Raw genomic sequence first — 18,059 nt, 5'->3', positions numbered from 1 at the left:
CCTCAATTTAATCCAATATCTTTACGATAATATTTACCATCAAAATCAATAGTCTTGGCAGCCTGATAAACTTTATCACGTGTTTCCTCTAATGTTTGACCATAGGCACAAATATTTAAGACACGTCCTCCATTTGTTACAAGCTCACCATTTTGATTGATAGCAGTTCCAGCATGGAAAATCACGATATCTTCATCAACCTGATCAATACCCGTAATAACCTTGCCTTTTTCATAGCTTCCTGGATAACCCTGACTTGCTAAAACAAGACAGGCCACATGTTCGTCTTTCCATTGAATATCAATATCTTTTAATGTTTTTGTACTTACAGCATACATAATATCAAATAAATCTGTATCTAATCTTAAAAGAATAGATTGTGTTTCAGGATCTCCAAAGCGAACATTGAATTCAAGAACTTTTGGTTGATTATTTTCGATCATCAAACCAATAAAAACAACACCTCTATAATCCATATGATCAGCTTTTAAACCAGCCATAAATGGTTCTAGAACATCTTTTTTCAAAATCTCTTCCATTCCCTCTGGTAAGAAAGGATTTGGAGAAACAGTTCCCATACCACCTGTATTTGGTCCTTTATTTTCATCATAGATTTGTTTATGATCCTTAGCACTCACCATGGGAACGATTGTTTCACCATCAGTAAAACAAAGAAGCGAACATTCAAATCCAGTTAAGAATTCTTCTAAAACAACTGTTTTTCCAGCTCCGTCTAAAGCTCCTTCTACCATCATTTCCTGTAAAGCCAGCTTTGCTTGTGATTCATTTTCACAAATCACAACACCCTTACCAGCTGCCAATCCATCTGCTTTGACAACAACAGGATAATCAAATGAAGTTAAAGCTTCAATAGCCTCTTCATAAGAGTGAACTTCCTGATAGGCGGCAGTAGGAATATGATGTCTTTTCATAAAATCCTTAGAAAAAGCTTTACTTCCTTCCAAAGTTGCAGCCTGTTTCGTTGGGCCAAAAACTTTATGTCCATGACTTTCCAATAAATCAGCTAATCCCATGCATAAAGGCACTTCAGGTCCAATCACTGTAAAATCAATCGCATGTTCTTCAACAAATTTTAAAATACTATCTAAATCTTCTACATGACCAGGATGACAAGTTCCAATTTCAGCCATACCTGGATTTCCTGGTATAGCATGAATTTCATCAACTTTCTGGCTTTTATTTAAAGCATAAGCAATCGCATGTTCACGACCACCACTACCAATAACTAATACTTTCATGGTTTCCTCCTCTTATGATTTTGGATATACAACTTTAAATTTTTCACACACAACTAACATGTCCTTATGAAACTGCTGACCCATATTTTCCATTTCCTGTGTAAAAAAATCTGCATGTATTTTTCGCCAATAATCAAGCGTACGATCTCCCTCTCCCTCTAAATAAGCATGCTCATCATTCACTTGATCAAAAGGAATGATGGTAACTTCTGTCGTTTGAATGATACATACAGCATGATCTTGTTTATCTAAAATAATGCTGTAACTTCCAACCTGTGGTAGAGGTTCATCGTATTGGACATATATGGGATAAGCTGAAGATGTTGCTGTTTTGATTTTCAGCAATGTCAGTAAAGCAAGCCCATTGGCATGACTACCATACTGCCATGCATCGTAACTATCTCCAGCCTCTTTGTCCAAAAACTTATCCCACATCTGTTTCGCATTCATTATTTATATCTTAATGTCTAAAATGTCTATATCCACTAAAGACCATTGGAATATTCTTTTCATTACACAAATCAATAGAATCTTGATCTCTGATACTTCCACCTGGTTGAATAATAGCGCCTACTCCTGCCTTGGCAGCAACTTCAACACAGTCATTAAATGGGAAGAAAGCATCACTAGCTAAAACTGAACCTTCGAAATTCTTATCAGGATTGTTTCTAATAGCATTTTCCAAAGCCCAAACACGTGAAGTCTGTCCTCCACCAATAGCCAAAGTCACACCATTTTTCACAATACAGATTGCATTTGATTTAACATATTTGACAACTTTCATACCAAATTCCATATCTGTTAGCTGTTCTGGTGTAGGTTTTGCTTCAGTGACAACTTTCATTTCATCAATCATCTTTGTATTTAACTCTTGGACAAGCACTTTACCTTCAAGATATTTAATATCATATTTTGCATCTCTGGCATCTAAATTCTTTAATTTTAAGATACGTAAGTTTTTCTTTTTCTTTAAGATTTCCAAAGCATCCGCGTCAAAATCAGGTGCTGCAACGATTTCTAAGAAAATCTTATGCATCTGTTCAGCTGTCTGTTTATCAATTTTATAGTTCACGGCTACAATTCCACCAAAGATAGATTGTGGATCTGCTTCATAAGCTTTCATATAAGAATCATAACCAGTTTCACCAATCGCAACCCCACAAGGTGTTGAATGTTTAATAGCCGCTGTAACAATCTGATCACCAAATTCTCTCACTAAAGCCACAGCTCCATATAAATCGTTGACATTATTGAAAGAAATTTCTTTTCCATGTAATTGTTCATAATCTAATAATGATTTTTGAACATAGCTGTCTTCATATTTATTAGCTGCCTGTTGAGAGTTTTCCCCATAACGTAAATGTTCCACCTTCTTTAATGAAATATTTAAAGTATCAGGGAATTCATCATGACATACATCTGCAAAATAACGTGAAATCATGGCGTCATAAGCCCCTGTTGTACTAAAAGCTTTATAAGCAAGACGTAATCTGAAATCATAATCAGTCTGATTGTTTTCAATAGCTTCTAAGACTTTTGCATAATCACTTGGATCAGTGACAATCAAAACATCTTTGAAGTTTTTAGCAGCACTTCTAATCATAGAAGGTCCACCAATATCAATATTTTCAATCATATCTTCCATTGGTTTTCCAGCTCTTAAAGCTTTTTCAAATTCATATAAATTCACACAAACCAAATCAATAGGTTGAATATGATGTTCTTGAACTGTTTTCACATGTTCTGGATTATCTCTTTTAAATAAAAGTCCACCATGAACTTTAGGATGTAAAGTTTTCACTCTCCCATCCAACATTTCAGGAAAACCAGTGACATCATCAATCGCAATACAGTGAACACCATTGTCTTCTAAAACTTTCATTGTTCCACCTGTAGAAACAATTTCAAATCCGAGTTTCACTAAACCCGATGCAAAATCAACAACATCATCTTTATTTGTTACAGAAATCAAAGCTCTTTTCACTTAAATCACCTTTGCCCTTCCATTTTCTACTTTTATTCTTCCATCACAATATAACCCGACAACTTCAGGTAAGATGCGATGTTCAATTTCTAAAACTCTAGCCTGTATATCTTCTGGTTTATCTAAATCCGAAATATCACAGGCAACCTGCTTAATGATAGGACCACCATCTATTTCACTGCTGACAAAATGAACAGTCGCCCCACTGACTTTCACGCCTCTATTCAAAACAGCTTCGTGGACATGCATTCCGTACATACCTGCCCCACAAAATGAAGGAATCAATGAAGGATGAATATTGATAATCTGATTTGGATAGGCATCAATCAGTTCATCTGTTAAAATGGCTAAATAACCAGCTAAAACAACCAAATCAATGTTTCTTTCCTTTAACATTGATACAATCAATGTATCATTCTTTTTGACAACTGCTGTTTCAATCCCTGCTTTTTGAGCACGCTGTAAACCATAAGCTTTTTGACGATTAGAAATCACAAGTTCAATCGTTCCATTGATTTTTCCAGCCTGACAGGCATCAATAATTGATTGCAAATCTGTGCCACCACCAGATATCATCACAGCAATCTTTAACATAACTGAACTCCTTTTTGACCTTCTTCAATATGTCCAACAACATAACAATGATCACCTGCTGCTTCAATAGCTTTCATAGCTGTGTCAACATCTGCAGGATCTAAAGCAATCACCATTCCTAGTCCCATATTAAACGTATTATACATCATCTGTTCTTCGATTTGTCCATTCTTTTGAATCAGATTGAAAATAGGTGGGATAGGATAACTATCTTTACGAATGACAGCTAATGCATGATCTGGTAACATTCTTGGAACATTTTCATAAAATCCTCCACCTGTAATATGTGAGCATCCTTTGACTTGAACACCGGCTTTTTTGATATTTTTTAAAGCTTTGACATAAATTCTTGTTGGTGTTAATAATGTTTCACCCAATGTTCCATTTAATTCATCATAATATGTTTCTAATGATTCTTTTGTGATATCAAAAACTTTTCTCACAAGTGAAAAACCATTACTATGCACACCACTAGATGCGATACCAACCAAAACATCACCAGCTTTGATATTTGAACCATCAATAATATCTTTTTTATCAACAACACCTACTGCAAAACCAGCCAAATCATAATCATCTTCAGGCATCAATCCTGGATGTTCTGCTGTTTCACCACCAACTAATGCACATTCAGATTGAAGACAACCTTGAGCCACCCCTTTAACAATGGTTGCAATTTTTTCAGGATAGTTCTTTCCACAGGCAATATAATCCAAGAAAAACAATGGCTCTCCACCACTACATGCAATATCATTGACACACATCGCAACAGCATCAATACCAATCGTATCATGTTTATCCATCACAAAAGCTAATTTCACCTTTGTTCCACAACCATCAGTTCCTGATAATAAAACAGGTTCTTCCATATTTTTAATGGCACTTAAATCAAATGCTCCAGCAAAACCACCAAGTCCACCAATGACTTCAGGACGCATCGTTGCTTTAACATGTTCTTTCATTAATTCTACTGATTTGTATCCAGCTTCAATATCTACACCAGCTTTTTTATAATCCATACTTTTTCTCCTTATTTATTTTCCATTCTTGCTAAAACGGCTTTATAAGTTTCAATTAAATCACCAATATCTTGTCTAAAGACATCTTTATCATATTTTTGATTTGTATCAACATCCCATAAACGACAAGAATCAGGTGAAATTTCATCTGCCAATAAGATTTGACCATCTTCAGTTTTACCAAATTCAATTTTAAAATCTACTAATTTTAAATTTAATTTTAAGAAGAATGCTTTTAATAATTCATTAATCTTTAATGTTGTTTCACGGATATATTTTAATTCATCACGCGAAGCAAGTCCCAATGCTACAGCATGATCATCATTGATTAATGGATCTCCATAGTCATCATTTTTATAACTTAATTCGAATATTGGTTCATCTAAGACAATACCTTCTTTTGCTCCTAATCTTTTACAGAATGATCCTGTAGTAATGTTTCTAATAATGACTTCTAATGGGAAGATTTCTACTTTTTTAACACGAATATCTCTTTCATTGATTTTTTCAATCATATGTGTCTTGATTCCTGCTTCTTCTAACATATCAAAGATAATACAAGAAATCGTATTATTTAAGACACCTTTTCCTTCAAACTGATCATGTTTCACACCATTACCAGCTGTTGCATCATCTTTATAATGAATGATGTATTCATTTGGATTTTCTGTTTCATAAACTTGTTTTGCTTTTCCTTCATATAATAATTTTGCCATTGTTTTGTTCTCCTTTTTTATTGATATTTTTCCATAACTTCCTGATTTGCTTTCATTGCCTGTTTTTCATTATCCTGACGGAAGGCGATGAGTTTTGTTTTTAATTCTTCATGATGTACAGCCATCATCTGTAATGCTAAATAAGCTGCATTTTTACTTCCATTGATAGCGACTGTTGCAACTGGGATACCAGAAGGCATTTGGACAATTGACAACAAAGCGTCCATACCATCTAATGTTGCGCCACTTAGTGGAACACCAATAACAGGTAATACTGTTTGCGATGCGACAACACCTGGTAAGGCAGCGGCCATACCTGCTGCTGTAATAACGACCTCTGTCCCATTTTGATTGATTTCCTTCATAAACTCACTAAGTCCTAGATGAGCACGATGAGCTGATAAACATCTCACCTGAACTTCAACACCATAATCTTTTAAAATTTGAATAGCTGGTTCAACTTTTGGTAAATCACTTGTTGAACCCATAATCACTGCTACTTTCATTTCTCCATCTCCTTCTATTTAAAATAATCCAACAATCTTGCCATCTTCATCAATATCCATATTCACGGCAGCTGGTTGTTTTGGTAATCCAGGCATACGCATAATATCGCCACTAATAGCGACTAAAAATCCTGCTCCTGTATTTGGAATCAAATCATTGATTTCAACCACAAATCCATGAGGACGACCAAGCAATGTTGGATCATCAGATAATGAATATTGTGTTTTTGCGACACAGATTGGTAATTGACCTAATCCCTGTGCTTCATATTTTTTCATTTTATTCATGACCTTCTTAGTGAAAGTCACATCATCAGCACCATAGATTTCTTTTGCAATGACTTTGATTTTGTCAGCAATTGGCAAATTCAAATCATATAATGGCTCAAAATGAGCTTCTTTTGTATCTAAGACTTCTAATAATTTTTCAGCCAATTCAATGCCACCATCTGCTCCTTTTGCCCACACTTCACTAATGGCAACATCGACACCTTTTTGTTTACAGATTTCCTTTAATAATTCAAGTTCAGCCTTTGTATCGGTTGGAAAAGCATTAATAGCAACAACACTAGGCAAATGGTATTTATGAATATTTTCAATATGTTTTTCTAAGTTTTCAATTCCTTTTCTAAGGGCATCTAAATTTTCTACTGCTAAATCTGTTTTCTTCACGCCACCATGCATTTTAAGCGCACGGACAGTTGCGACAATAACAACTGCATCTGGTTTTAATCCAGCCTGACGACATTTGATATCTAAGAATTTTTCAGCACCTAAATCAGCTCCAAAACCAGCTTCAGTAATAGCATAATCACCTAATTTCATAGCTAAATTTGTTGCCATAACAGAGTTACATCCATGTGCAATATTCGCAAATGGACCCCCATGAACAAAGACTGGCGTATGATCAAGTGTTTGGACTAAATTTGGCTTAATAGCATCTTTCAATAATAATGTGACAGCTCCTGTGGCCTGAATATCATCCACCGTCACAGGTTCACCAGCATGATTATAAGCCACAATCATACGTCCCGCACGTTGTTTTAAATCTTCCAATGATGTTGCTAAACACAAAATAGCCATAACTTCACTCGCCACTGAAATATCAAATCCATCTTCTCTAGGAACACCATTGACTTTACCACCAAGTCCCACAACAATATGTCTTAATGCACGATCATTAAGATCTACACATCTTTTCCAGACAATCTGTCTTGTATCAATATCCAATGGGTTTCCCTGTTGAATAGAATTGTCTAACATCGCTGCAATTAAATTATTGGCAGTCGTAATAGCATGAATATCACCAGTAAAATGCAGATTGATATCTTCCATTGGAACAACTTGAGCATAACCGCCACCAGCTGCACCACCTTTCACGCCAAAACATGGACCTAAACTTGGTTCACGCATAGCCACAACAGATTTTTTCCCTAATTTATTCAAAGCTTGAGATAATCCAATCATTGTTGTTGTCTTTCCTTCACCTGCAGGTGTTGGATTAATGGCAGTCACTAAGATTAACTTTCCATTTTCTTTTTCCTTAAGTTGAGAAATCGCTTCTAATGAAATCTTAGCTTTATACTTACCATAAAGCTCCAAATCATCTTCATCAAGTCCAACTTTTTCAGCAATCTCCTTGATGGGTTTCATTTTTGCACTTTGTGCAATCTCTACATCTGTTAACATCATTAAACACCCTTTCTTTTTTTATTTTTAGGACCTCTTGACACTTTCTTTATATCACAAATTCATGGTTTTGACTATTGATATCGCTATCAATTTATGAAAAACCAAAAAAAGAGTCTAAACGTCCAGACTGTTGCCCAGACGGTCGACTCTTTCCCATTATACTCCATGTGGTCTATTCCACTTCCGTCAGTTGTATAACTAATTGAATCATATCATTTCTTACCTTTTTTTTCAATATTTATTCATATTTTTTACTGACTAGAAAGAAAAGATTGAATCGCATCATTAATTAATTCTTTATTCATAATAGAAGTTGGAATACAATCTCCATTTTTCATTTCTAATTCACCATTTCGAATCATTAAAATATAATGCATATTTACAAAATAACGGGGATGCATCTGAAAAAAAGAATACTTCAATAACTTCGTTTTTGTTTTGGTTAAATCACCAAAATGTCCATAAAAACGCTGATGTGCAGTCACCACCTGTGTTTGAAAACGTCCATTTTCAATATAAACGATTTCCCCTGGTAAAAAACGTCGTGTTCCTCCATTATCAAGATAGAAGATTTCCTCGTGATGTAATTTTTGGTAATGATCCCATATTCTTTGAAATTCACCATTAAACAGTTCTGGTAATTCCTGTTTTAAAAACATCTGATATCCATATGCCCGAAAACTTTCATGCATATGCGCATAATCATCACCAATATAGATAATCAAACATTCAGGATTCGCATCATGTAAATACTCACCCATTAAAAAACCATTGTCACCATGAATACGATCTCCAATAAAAGCCACATCATAGCTTTCTCTTTGACGTAAAAATGCTATATTGACAAATTGATCATAGCTATCAATAGATATATCTTCTTCCATATGTGTCTGATATAATAATTCACTTAATTTTTCTATACAATCTTCATCATCCATACAAATAAATACTTTCATGTCCTTCACTCCTTATCCCTTTTTTTATTTTACCTATTCATTTTTAAATAAAAAATGCCACTTTCACTCCTGTTTGTGCATTTTTAGCACACTTTCGACTTATTTTTGCATAAGTCTGTTAAGGTATAAAGGAAACATATAAGAAAGGAGGACAATGATTTTATGGAAAGACATCGTTCCTTATGGAAAGCGTTTCTTTCAAAAGAAAAACTATTTCTAGTGACTGTTATTTTTATATTCATTATCATAAGCACTATTTATAGTTTTCAACAATCTATTTTTTCCAGTCCTGGTTATCAGGAAGCTTATCCTAATGCTGGACTTGAATTTTTTTACAGTTTATATCGTATTGGCACAAACCCATTTTTATTTATTTTACTGATGCTGTTGCTGCCAAATATCATGGCATATGATTTTTTAAATATGCATCAAACTCGCAGTGCTTACATGATTGAAACAAGATTAACAAGAAGACATTATTATCTGGAAGTCAGCATCAAAAATATACTTTTGACCTTTGGAGTGATCACCCTGATCCAGGTAGGCCTACTTATTTTCTGTCATGTTTTTTTAATTCCTATACATTTTCAAAGCATGACTTATCCTGATGGATACTATATCACGACTCAGCTTCTATGCCCTATTGAAGTGATCAATCTGATTCTTTTTATAACCCTCACTTCTTTAGGCTATGCTTTAATGTCCAGTGTTATTTTGGCATTACAGACTTTTATCACCAACAAATACGTCTATCGTTGTTGTGGTGTCATTATTGGTATTTTGCTGGTATTAATTCCCGCCTTGATTCAAGGGTATTTACCTATTCCAGAAGCAGCTTTTCTTATTCAAATCAACAATTTAGTTGCATTAGGATTAGAACATGTTCGTGAAAATCCATTTGGTCTTTCACATCTTGCATTGTATACGATTTGTTTTTTCATATATGCCATAGTTTCTTATCTTTGTTTTCAGATCTTATTGAAAAGGAGAGAAACAAATGATTAAAAAATGGTTCAAACTTCTCGATGTGAAAGTCATGATCATATTGATTATGATGTTGTTTGCATCACCCATCCTTTGTGGAAAAAACACTTATACAATTTGTCTCATTTATTCGAATTATCTTTGTGTTTATATGAATAATGTCTTTTTATTAATGAACTATCAGTTTACAGCACAATGCAATCGCTTGCTATCTCCTATTATCACAAGAATTGGTGAACAGAAAACATATACTTCCGTTTATTATTTCTTAATGATGGTCAGTTTTATTTATACAATGATTATTTATATAAGCTATGCTTTCTTTTTTGGTGGCATCTTACCAGCAGATATGTTTGTGACGATTTTATTTATGATTCTTAATCTTATTGTCACTTTTATTGAAACAACATTCATATATCTACAAATTGGTCAAAAAAAGAATTTTATTTATTTAGCTTTACCTATCTTTATGAACTTTTTATTTCATATTGTTTATACAAAACTATTTTAAGGAGGATTTATGTTAGATATTCAAGATTTAAGTATAAGTTTTCATAAACAACCCGTATTACAACATCTTTCATTTCATCTTGATGGTCATGAATGTATCTATATTCATGGTATCAATGGTTCAGGAAAATCAACACTTTTTAAGCTGATCTGCGATATTATCAAACCTACTTCAGGGACAATCACCAAAAAGAATGATTTACAGATTGGAGCTTTAATTGAAAATCCAGGTTTTCTAGAAAACGAAACTCTCGCTTATAATCTTCAATTCCTGGCTTCTTTAAAAAATCAATATGATAGCACTTATATTGAATCATTGTGTCAACAATTTCAATTAGATTTACATAGCTCCATGAAGTTAAAAAACTTTTCTGTTGGTATGCGTCAAAAAGCAGGTATCATTCAAGCCATTATGGAAAATCAGGAACTTATTTTATTAGATGAACCCACACGTGGTTTAGATCAGACATCTATTCATACATTCTGTCAGCTCATCAATCAATTACATGACAAAGAACATACCATTGTGATTGCTGCTCATGATTACTTACCAGATATCCATTATACACATATCTATCGTTTAGAAGAGGGACAATTATTCTTAGATGAAATGGATTAAAATAACTGTTATTTATGGCTTGCTTGTTTATTTTTTGAAATATCTTTATCAAGATATAACACCTTATATTCTTCTTCACTATCCCTTCTTCGATTTTCGATATCTTATTTTTGTTATCATCCAAATATTCTGGAGTTATATTTTCTATCAAATCGTTTATCAGTATCTCTATCTTGACACACTGATAAGCTTACGTCTTTCTAAACGAAAGAAACATGAGATTTTTTTGAAACAATGGTTCAAATATATAAGCTTTTATACATTGATTCACATTTTCTTTTTTATTTTCTTTTCTTTACCTTTATCTTTTGGACTAATCGCTCTACAATTAATCTTATGGAGTCTTGTTTTTATTTTTTTACTTGTATTCTATAAGATTTGGAGTTATCATTATGTATCAATGATATTGATTATGATTGGTATACATCTATTTATTTAAAGGAGGTTAATGATGGAACAATTAAATCAGGCAAATCATTATATTTATCAGGCTTTAGAAAAGCTTCTTGATATTTCTAAATATGATTCTATCAATGAAGAACAACGTAAAGAAATTTATGATGTGATTGATGACATTGAAGAAGCCCGTCATGCATTATATGAATTAAAAAATGAAATGCGCACACATACAGCCTAAAATAGATGTTTGATAACATCTATTTTTTTGTATAACGATGAATAAATTGAAAAATAGTCTGATAATATGTTTTCGCATCAGTAGAACAGCTTTGAGCATGACCAGCTCCTTTAATAATAAGTTTTTCTTTAGGGCAATTGGCTTTTAAATATAGTTCATCTATCATATCCACGGGGACAAAATCATCGTCTTGACCATGAATAAATAAAATAGGAATCTGACTTTTTTGAACCTGTTGAATAGGTTGAACATCTTCCAAAGCATAGCCTGCTCTTATTTGAGTCACAAGACTTGCCATATGCAAAGCCACTTCACTTTGCCACTTTTTCATAGGAATATGGTATTGAAAAACATCCCAGACACTCGTATAACCACAATCTTCAATAACAGCCTTCACTTGTGATGGTAAATTTTCTCCAGCTACATCCATGACCGTAGCTCCACCCATAGAAACACCATATAAAATAATTTGAGCCTGTGGATTTTGAGATACAAGATAGTCAATCCATCCCATAATATCATAACGATCATCCCATCCCATTCCAATATAATCTCCTTCACTTTGTCCATGACCACGTAAATCTGGAATCAAAAGATTATATCCCTGCTCATAAAAATGTTTGACAGGTGAAATAATACTAGAACTATCTCCTCGATACCCATGCACCATAATGGCATAAATGGGATTATTTTGTTCAATATAATAAGCATGTAAAAAAAGATCATCATAACTTGAAATAGAAAGATGAACACTCTTGTCTTCTAACCATTTTTGAGCATCTTGTGTATCTTTTTGATAAAGTTCACTATCAAATAAGGAATGATTAGAATGAGGATTGAGGGTATAGTCATATAAATAATTTCCAATATATAAAGTGATACCCATGATAAATATTGTCAAAATCAAGATAATGATTGAAATGATTTTGATGATTTTTTTCATTTTTATGGTTTCACCTCTTTATATTTCATATTTTTTGCATATACTATGTTATAATCAAGAAAAAGGAGGAAGAATGATGACATTTGAAAAAATAGATATAAATACTCTAGATATGAATACTTTTCAGGCCATTGGCAAAGACTGGATGCTTATAACGGCTGGTGATCATCAAAAAGTCAATACGATGACAGCTTCTTGGGGCGGTATGGGTGTTTTATGGGGACAAAACGTTGTTTATGCATTTATCCGTCCGCAACGCTATACAAAACAGTTTGTTGACCAACAAGAATGCTTCTCTCTATCATTTTTTGATGGATATAAGAAAGAACTTTCTGTTTTAGGTACAGTTTCTGGACGTGATCAAGATAAAATCAATCATGTTCATTTCCATACCACATATATTGATGGCGTACCTACATTTGAAGAAGCGCATTTGGTCTTCATTGTTGAAAAAATCTATGAAGATGACATTAAACCTGAAAACTTTAAAGATACATCTCTAGATACAAAATGGTATCCTGATCAGGATTATCATCGTGTTTATATTGCTAAAATAAAAGGTGTTTATGTTCAAAGAACATAAGCCTTTTTATTATATATGCTTGTTTTTTCATAAATAAAACATCACTATCTATTGTTTCCGATATTTTGAAAATCTATTCAAAAAAGGTGATGCATACACATCACTTTACTCATCTTCTCATATAACGACTGTTCCCATTGACACGGGTTTTCATGTATCTCTTAAATCAAAACATATGCCTAAAACAGCATTACCACCTTTTTCTTTTGCTTTTTTCAGTTAAACGTTCTCAAGCATAATTTAAATATGTTTCCATATTCATTGCTAATCGGGTTGCTCGAAAAGCATCATCATATGCAAAGATAATTCCTAAATCTTTCATATTTTATAAGTCTTATTTTTTGACAGGAAATTCTCCTTCCTGTAACCAGTCTTTATAACACTTTTCGTACATTTCGTCAGATTTCTTTTCAATATTTTGTTTTTGAATCGCAAAATCAGGGTCTATCTGTGGACCAAAGAATTGACAGATCTACTGAAACATAACATCTGATTGTATTGGAACTTGTAAAATACCCATACAATGCAAATGAGATCGACATCCTGCCTGTCTATATTGATTGATTGCTTTCTCTTTAGCAGGACCATCTTCGACTTCTTCCCATGGTATAGATTTATAGGGAATATGAGCTTCTTTTAAATAATAAATAACATCTGCCTTGAGATCTTCTGGAATCAAACAATCATGCATATCTTGAGTTATCGCAATATTTTGAAATAAAATCATGAACATCGTCTCCTTTATCAATCTTTAATTTATGATTATTATCTTTCTTTTTAAATCATAACAGATGAAAATTAAAAAATCTTGATTATTGTTTAATTTTCTAAAGTTTCTTTATATTCTAAATATTCATCATATGTTGATAAACGATCAATACATCCCTGTGGTGTTAATTCAATAATTCTATTTGCAATTGTTTGTACAAATTGATGGTCATGAGAAGCAAATAAAACATTTTCTTTAAAACGAATTAATCCTTCGTTAAGAGCCTGTATAGATTCCAAATCCAAATGATTGGTTGGTTCATCCAAAACAAGCACATTGGCATTTGCCATCATCATTTTTGCCAGCATACATCTTACTTTTTCTCCACCTGATAAGACATTTGCTTTCTTTAAAGCTTCTTCTCCAGAAAATAAAACTCTTCCTAACCATCCTCTTAAATCTTGTTCATAAGCATCATCTCCAGCATATTGTCTTAACCAGTCAACAAGCGTTAAATCACAATCATCAAAAAATTCATTGTTATCTTTTGGGAAATATGATTGAGATGTTGTGACTCCCCATTGGAAAGTTCCTGTATAATCTGTAATTTCACCCATGATAATCTTAAAGAAAGTTGTCACTGCCAGCTCATGATCTGAAACAAAGGCAACTTTATCTTTTGGTGAAATAGAAAATGAGACATGATCAAAGATTTGTTCACCATTTTGACTGTATCCTAAATCTTCAACAGTTAAAACAATATTTCCAACTTCTCTATCTGGTGTAAAACCAATAAATGGATATCTTCTTAATGATGGTTTAATATCTACCATCTCTAAGTTATCTAATAATTTTTTACGTGATGTTGCCTGTTTTGCTTTAGAAGCATTGGCACTAAAACGCGCAATAAATTCTTCCAATTCTTTTTTCTTTGCTTCAGCTTTTTTATTGATTTCTTTTGCCTGTTTTAACATCATCTGAGAATATTCATACCAGAAATCATAATTTCCTATATATAACTGAATTTTACTATAATCAATATCCGCAATATGCGTACAAACTTTATTCAAGAAATGTCTATCATGAGAAACAACAATGACTGTATTAGGGAAATTCAATAAGAAATTTTCTAACCATGTGACACTTTTTAAATCCAAATGGTTAGTCGGCTCATCCAATAATAAAATATCAGGATTACCAAATAAGGCCTGTGCCAATAAAACTTTGACTTTTTGTTGGTCACCTAATTCTTTCATAAGCAAGTGATGATATTCACCTGTTACACCTAATCCATTTAAAAGAATTTCAGCATCTGTTTCAGCATTCCAGCCATCCATTTCCATAAACTCACCTTCAAGTTCAGCAAGTTCAATACCGTCTTCATCATTAAAGTCAGCTTTACTGTAAAGCTCTTCTTTTCTTAACATAATTTCATAAAGACGTTTATTTCCCATTAAAACTGTTTTTAAAACTTCCTGATCATCATAAGCAAAATGATCCTGTTTTAATACAGATAATCTCTGTCCCGGTGTTATCACAACTTCACCTTTATTCGGTTCAATTTCTCCTGATAAAATCTTTAAAAAAGTAGATTTACCAGCCCCATTGGCACCAATAATTCCATAACAGTTTCCTTCAGTAAATTGAATAGATACATTTTCAAATAAAGCACGATCACCATATCGCAAAGACACATTTTGAGTTGCTATCATTTTATCAATTCTCCTTTTTGACAAGTCCATTCTATTATACATGAAAGATATATTTTTGCAATGAAAGAGTATGAAAGAAAAAATAATGTCTATATAAAAAGACATTATTTTGAAATAAAATAATCCATTTGAGCAAAAATATCATCCATCATTGGTAATGATGTCACATGAACTTCCACCTGACATTCCTCACAAATGGAAATTATCGAACTAAAAACTCTTGGATTTCTTATAAAAATATCTTTTGGTTTGCCATAGTCTTGCATAAGTTCACAAAACATACTGATACATTCTATAATTTCATCATCTTCAGGTCTTGGCATACTGACTTTTATGATTTGTTGAGAGTCCACATCTAAGGCTAATAAGACAAGTGAACTTACAGGTCTATCATACGCTTCGTCCACAAGACCACCAGATAAATATGCCAAATCAATGATATACTGATTTTGCGTTTGTGGTAACTCTTTTAAATAATTGAGATATTGTTGATCTTCCAAATCTACAACATAGAATTTTTCTTGTTCTTCAGGTCTTTGTATAGCTTCATATTCCCAACCATGATGATCATGAGCAAAAAGTATCTCACCATTATCAAAATCCACAGCTACTTCGTGATTCATATAAGCTTTCATAAGTGGAATGAGATGCTTAAAAACTTGTACAATCACACTTGCCTGTTGATCATTAATTTCATAAGGATAAAATCTTGGCACAAATGAAAGAAAATATGGCCAATGTCCTTTTCCTCTATATTTTAATCCTAATTTTTTAATGATTTCTTTTTGACCTTTTGGAACCTCTTCGCGATCTCCCATATAAAATGTTAAACAATTTTGTTCAAACATCATATATTGCGCAATAGCTTGATCTGGATATTCATGAGCTATACTACATAAATCTGCATATCCCTCTTCTCCTTCATATATAGATACCCCAATACAATCACCTAATTTCCCCATAATTGTACAATAGTATGTTTTCTCATTAATCTCTAAAGCAACAAAATCATTACTCCATAAGACTTCCCATGGTTTTAGCTGTACCCACTCATCTGCATATGTATATAATTGTCGCCAGACTTCATATCTTTGCATATTGTTATCACCTCATCATTATCATATATGAAAATATATAAAAAAGAAATATTATTTAATAAGTTGCCTTGGATTTTTATTCATCATAATCTCTTTTTGTCTTTGAATAGAAGCATAGGCATAAATGCTGGTTGTTGTAATAGAGCTATGACCTAATATCTTTTGGATATATGATATATCAACATCCTGCTCTAAAAGCATTGTGGCAAAGGTATGGCGAAACATATGTGGTGTGATATGAAAATCATCTGTATATCTATTGATAATATGACGAACAGACTGATCTGTTAAACGATGATATTGGTTATTGATAAAAAAATATTCCTGCTCACTAATCCTGTCATGAAAAGCCTGTTCATATTCTTTTAATGCCAGATAAACTTCCTCACCTAAAAATATAACTCTTTCTTTTGCATTCTTGCCATAAATAATGAGATACTTTTCCTCTAAATAAATATCTTCATTTTTAATAGCACATAATTCAGAAACTCTAATCCCTGTAGAAATAAGCAATTCAATCACGGCTTTATCTCTTTTTATAAAAAAGTGCTGATCTTGATCTAAACGATGAAATAAATCCTGTAATTGATGGTATTGAATAATGCGTGGTAAAGTCTTTTCTTCTTGAATTTTATACCTCATTTTGTCCATTGGATTCTCTTGAATTATTTCATAAAAGACCATATCTTCAAAAAAAGCATGTAAACTCGCTAATTTGCGTTTGACAGTCTTAGGTTTAAAATGATGATTCAGATAATGAATATAGTAAGATATTTCACGCTTATTCATATCCTTATTCATCATAAATGAATAAAACTGTTTTAAATCAATGCGATAAGCCTTTAAGGTATGCCAGCTTAAGCGTTTATTTTCACATTGATTCAAATAAAAAGATAAATGTTCTAATGTTAATTGCATAATTATATCCTCCTTCTATTCATTATACATAAAAAATGACATATTTCAGGAGAAAAAAAAGTACATAATCAATTCTATGATTATATACTCGCTTTATTAACTCTTTGATTGTGCAGCTTCTTTTGCAGCTTTTTTCTCTGCTTTTCTTCTTTCTTTACGATCTTTCTTTTCTAAGATTCTATAAACATCTGTATATTCTTTAACTGTACAATGAATTCTTTTATTAGCCTTTACAACTGCATGTACAAATTCAACTCTTTTCTTTGGAAAAAAGCAATATCTTTTCTTTGTATTTGTATAAAGTTCAATTGCATGTGGTCTTGTCACTAAGTCAGCCATACGTGGAACAGGATCACAAATTGTATCACAGTTCATTAAATCTACATGACTATTTTTCCACAAATAATAATGAATTGTTAATTCTCTATTATGTATAGTATATTTGTTTGGTCTACATCCTAAGAAAAATGCAAAACAAACAATTGCAAAAACGACAATAACCAAAGCAGTCTGTTTATCCTGCGTGAAAACTGTAAACACAGTATAGAATGCTAATGCAGTAAGAAAAATAATTGTTGCAGTATTCATTCGCACTTTAAACTCTTTAATTTCTTCTTCCAT

General features: G+C 32.6%; 20 protein-coding genes and 1 riboswitch. Of the genes, 5 read left to right on the top strand and 15 right to left on the bottom strand.

Annotation, left to right across the window (positions count from 1 at the left end; genetic code table 11):
• Positions 1-2: 2 nt before the first annotated feature.
• The 9 genes from purD to E0K96_RS06905 form a co-directional block, all read right to left on the bottom strand.
• Positions 3-1,259, bottom strand: a complete 1,257-nt coding sequence (gene purD / locus E0K96_RS06945) for a phosphoribosylamine--glycine ligase (RefSeq protein ID WP_168082157.1) — start codon at positions 1,257-1,259, stop codon at positions 3-5.
• A 12-nt stretch (positions 1,260-1,271) separates the two neighbouring features.
• A complete protein-coding gene (locus tag E0K96_RS06940; protein ID WP_087296674.1) occupies positions 1,272-1,709 on the bottom strand; it encodes an ASCH domain-containing protein in 438 nt (145 codons plus the stop codon).
• Positions 1,710-1,719: 10 nt separating this feature from the next.
• Positions 1,720-3,243 (bottom strand): bifunctional phosphoribosylaminoimidazolecarboxamide formyltransferase/IMP cyclohydrolase, encoded by a 1,524-nt coding sequence (gene purH, locus E0K96_RS06935; RefSeq protein WP_168082155.1) that lies wholly within the window; start codon positions 3,241-3,243, stop codon positions 1,720-1,722.
• Complete coding sequence (purN, locus tag E0K96_RS06930; RefSeq protein WP_087244426.1) at positions 3,244-3,837, bottom strand: phosphoribosylglycinamide formyltransferase; 594 nt, start codon at positions 3,835-3,837, stop codon at positions 3,244-3,246. It abuts the gene before it with no gap.
• The gene (gene purM, locus E0K96_RS06925; protein ID WP_168082153.1) at positions 3,831-4,856 is read right to left on the bottom strand and encodes a phosphoribosylformylglycinamidine cyclo-ligase; all 1,026 of its coding nucleotides are present in this window, start codon (positions 4,854-4,856) and stop codon (positions 3,831-3,833) included. The genes purN and purM overlap by 7 nt, the downstream gene beginning before the upstream one ends.
• A gap of 11 nt (positions 4,857-4,867) precedes the next feature.
• The gene (gene purC, locus E0K96_RS06920) at positions 4,868-5,593 is read right to left on the bottom strand and encodes a phosphoribosylaminoimidazolesuccinocarboxamide synthase (protein ID WP_370519888.1); all 726 of its coding nucleotides are present in this window, start codon (positions 5,591-5,593) and stop codon (positions 4,868-4,870) included.
• Positions 5,590-6,078, bottom strand: a complete 489-nt coding sequence (purE, locus tag E0K96_RS06915; RefSeq protein ID WP_087244423.1) for a 5-(carboxyamino)imidazole ribonucleotide mutase — start codon at positions 6,076-6,078, stop codon at positions 5,590-5,592. The genes purC and purE overlap by 4 nt, the downstream gene beginning before the upstream one ends.
• Positions 6,079-6,096: 18 nt before the next feature.
• Positions 6,097-7,767: a formate--tetrahydrofolate ligase gene (locus E0K96_RS06910; RefSeq protein WP_168082149.1), complete on the bottom strand. Its 1,671-nt coding sequence runs from the start codon at positions 7,765-7,767 to the stop codon at positions 6,097-6,099.
• Positions 7,768-7,895: 128 nt separating this feature from the next.
• Positions 7,896-7,974: riboswitch (ZMP/ZTP riboswitch) on the bottom strand.
• Positions 7,975-8,021: 47 nt separating this feature from the next.
• Complete coding sequence (locus E0K96_RS06905; protein WP_168082147.1) at positions 8,022-8,726, bottom strand: LytTR family transcriptional regulator DNA-binding domain-containing protein; 705 nt, start codon at positions 8,724-8,726, stop codon at positions 8,022-8,024.
• A gap of 162 nt (positions 8,727-8,888) precedes the next feature.
• Here E0K96_RS06905 and E0K96_RS06900 point away from each other — a divergent pair, with 162 nt between their 5' ends.
• From E0K96_RS06900 to E0K96_RS06885, 4 genes are all read left to right on the top strand, one after another.
• Positions 8,889-9,731 carry a hypothetical protein gene (locus E0K96_RS06900; protein WP_168082145.1) on the top strand — a complete coding sequence of 281 codons (843 nt, stop codon included), beginning with the start codon at positions 8,889-8,891 and terminating at the stop codon, positions 9,729-9,731.
• A complete protein-coding gene (locus tag E0K96_RS06895) occupies positions 9,724-10,221 on the top strand; it encodes a hypothetical protein (protein WP_168082143.1) in 498 nt (165 codons plus the stop codon). Before E0K96_RS06900 ends, E0K96_RS06895 begins: the two co-directional genes overlap by 8 nt.
• 9 nt (positions 10,222-10,230) lie before the next feature.
• A complete protein-coding gene (locus E0K96_RS06890; protein WP_168082141.1) occupies positions 10,231-10,839 on the top strand; it encodes an ATP-binding cassette domain-containing protein in 609 nt (202 codons plus the stop codon).
• Between the two features lie 451 nt (positions 10,840-11,290).
• Positions 11,291-11,476: a hypothetical protein gene (locus tag E0K96_RS06885; protein ID WP_087244417.1), complete on the top strand. Its 186-nt coding sequence runs from the start codon at positions 11,291-11,293 to the stop codon at positions 11,474-11,476.
• Between the two features lie 19 nt (positions 11,477-11,495).
• Here E0K96_RS06885 and E0K96_RS06880 read toward each other — a convergent pair whose 3' ends face one another.
• A complete protein-coding gene (locus E0K96_RS06880) occupies positions 11,496-12,419 on the bottom strand; it encodes an alpha/beta hydrolase (RefSeq protein WP_168082139.1) in 924 nt (307 codons plus the stop codon).
• A gap of 76 nt (positions 12,420-12,495) precedes the next feature.
• Between E0K96_RS06880 and E0K96_RS06875 the strand changes: the two genes are divergently transcribed.
• Positions 12,496-13,002 carry a flavin reductase family protein gene (locus E0K96_RS06875; RefSeq protein ID WP_168082179.1) on the top strand — a complete coding sequence of 169 codons (507 nt, stop codon included), beginning with the start codon at positions 12,496-12,498 and terminating at the stop codon, positions 13,000-13,002.
• 472 nt (positions 13,003-13,474) lie between these two features.
• Here E0K96_RS06875 and E0K96_RS06865 read toward each other — a convergent pair whose 3' ends face one another.
• The 5 genes from E0K96_RS06865 to E0K96_RS06845 all read right to left on the bottom strand — a co-directional run bounded on the left by E0K96_RS06865 (position 13,475) and on the right by E0K96_RS06845 (position 18,059).
• Positions 13,475-13,729 (bottom strand): hypothetical protein, encoded by a 255-nt coding sequence (locus E0K96_RS06865; RefSeq protein WP_168082137.1) that lies wholly within the window; start codon positions 13,727-13,729, stop codon positions 13,475-13,477.
• Positions 13,730-13,821: 92 nt separating this feature from the next.
• Positions 13,822-15,423: an ABC-F family ATP-binding cassette domain-containing protein gene (locus tag E0K96_RS06860; RefSeq protein ID WP_087936449.1), complete on the bottom strand. Its 1,602-nt coding sequence runs from the start codon at positions 15,421-15,423 to the stop codon at positions 13,822-13,824.
• Between the two features lie 104 nt (positions 15,424-15,527).
• Entirely contained in the window at positions 15,528-16,520 is a 993-nt protein-coding gene (locus E0K96_RS06855; RefSeq protein ID WP_168082135.1) for a DUF7309 domain-containing protein, read from the bottom strand.
• 51 nt (positions 16,521-16,571) lie between these two features.
• On the bottom strand, positions 16,572-17,438 hold the full coding sequence (locus E0K96_RS06850) for a tyrosine-type recombinase/integrase (protein ID WP_206080640.1): 867 nt from the start codon (positions 17,436-17,438) through the stop codon (positions 16,572-16,574).
• A gap of 96 nt (positions 17,439-17,534) precedes the next feature.
• Positions 17,535-18,059 (bottom strand): hypothetical protein, encoded by a 525-nt coding sequence (locus E0K96_RS06845; protein ID WP_168082133.1) that lies wholly within the window; start codon positions 18,057-18,059, stop codon positions 17,535-17,537.

Origin of the sequence: Massilimicrobiota sp. SW1139, assembly GCF_012027715.1 — a bacterium.
Taxonomy (GTDB): Bacteria; Bacillota_I; Bacilli_A; order Erysipelotrichales; family Coprobacillaceae; genus Allocoprobacillus; species Allocoprobacillus merdigallinarum.
This window is presented reverse-complemented; position numbering and strand designations above follow the sequence as displayed.

Coding starts and splice junctions, on each gene's coding strand:
- purD (WP_168082157.1), bottom strand. CDS start 1,259: ATGAAAGTATTAGTTATTGGTAGTGGTGGTCGTGAACATGCGATTGCT.
- E0K96_RS06940 (WP_087296674.1), bottom strand. CDS start 1,709: ATGAATGCGAAACAGATGTGGGATAAGTTTTTGGACAAAGAGGCTGGA.
- purN (WP_087244426.1), bottom strand. CDS start 3,837: ATGTTAAAGATTGCTGTGATGATATCTGGTGGTGGCACAGATTTGCAA.
- purM (WP_168082153.1), bottom strand. CDS start 4,856: ATGGATTATAAAAAAGCTGGTGTAGATATTGAAGCTGGATACAAATCA.
- purE (WP_087244423.1), bottom strand. CDS start 6,078: ATGAAAGTAGCAGTGATTATGGGTTCAACAAGTGATTTACCAAAAGTT.
- E0K96_RS06910 (WP_168082149.1), bottom strand. CDS start 7,767: ATGTTAACAGATGTAGAGATTGCACAAAGTGCAAAAATGAAACCCATC.
- E0K96_RS06905 (WP_168082147.1), bottom strand. CDS start 8,726: ATGAAAGTATTTATTTGTATGGATGATGAAGATTGTATAGAAAAATTA.
- E0K96_RS06900 (WP_168082145.1), top strand. CDS start 8,889: ATGGAAAGACATCGTTCCTTATGGAAAGCGTTTCTTTCAAAAGAAAAA.
- E0K96_RS06895 (WP_168082143.1), top strand. CDS start 9,724: ATGATTAAAAAATGGTTCAAACTTCTCGATGTGAAAGTCATGATCATA.
- E0K96_RS06890 (WP_168082141.1), top strand. CDS start 10,231: ATGTTAGATATTCAAGATTTAAGTATAAGTTTTCATAAACAACCCGTA.
- E0K96_RS06885 (WP_087244417.1), top strand. CDS start 11,291: ATGGAACAATTAAATCAGGCAAATCATTATATTTATCAGGCTTTAGAA.
- E0K96_RS06880 (WP_168082139.1), bottom strand. CDS start 12,419: ATGAAAAAAATCATCAAAATCATTTCAATCATTATCTTGATTTTGACA.
- E0K96_RS06875 (WP_168082179.1), top strand. CDS start 12,496: ATGACATTTGAAAAAATAGATATAAATACTCTAGATATGAATACTTTT.
- E0K96_RS06865 (WP_168082137.1), bottom strand. CDS start 13,729: ATGATTTTATTTCAAAATATTGCGATAACTCAAGATATGCATGATTGT.
- E0K96_RS06860 (WP_087936449.1), bottom strand. CDS start 15,423: ATGATAGCAACTCAAAATGTGTCTTTGCGATATGGTGATCGTGCTTTA.
- E0K96_RS06855 (WP_168082135.1), bottom strand. CDS start 16,520: ATGCAAAGATATGAAGTCTGGCGACAATTATATACATATGCAGATGAG.
- E0K96_RS06850 (WP_206080640.1), bottom strand. CDS start 17,438: ATGCAATTAACATTAGAACATTTATCTTTTTATTTGAATCAATGTGAA.
- E0K96_RS06845 (WP_168082133.1), bottom strand. CDS start 18,059: ATGGAAGAAGAAATTAAAGAGTTTAAAGTGCGAATGAATACTGCAACA.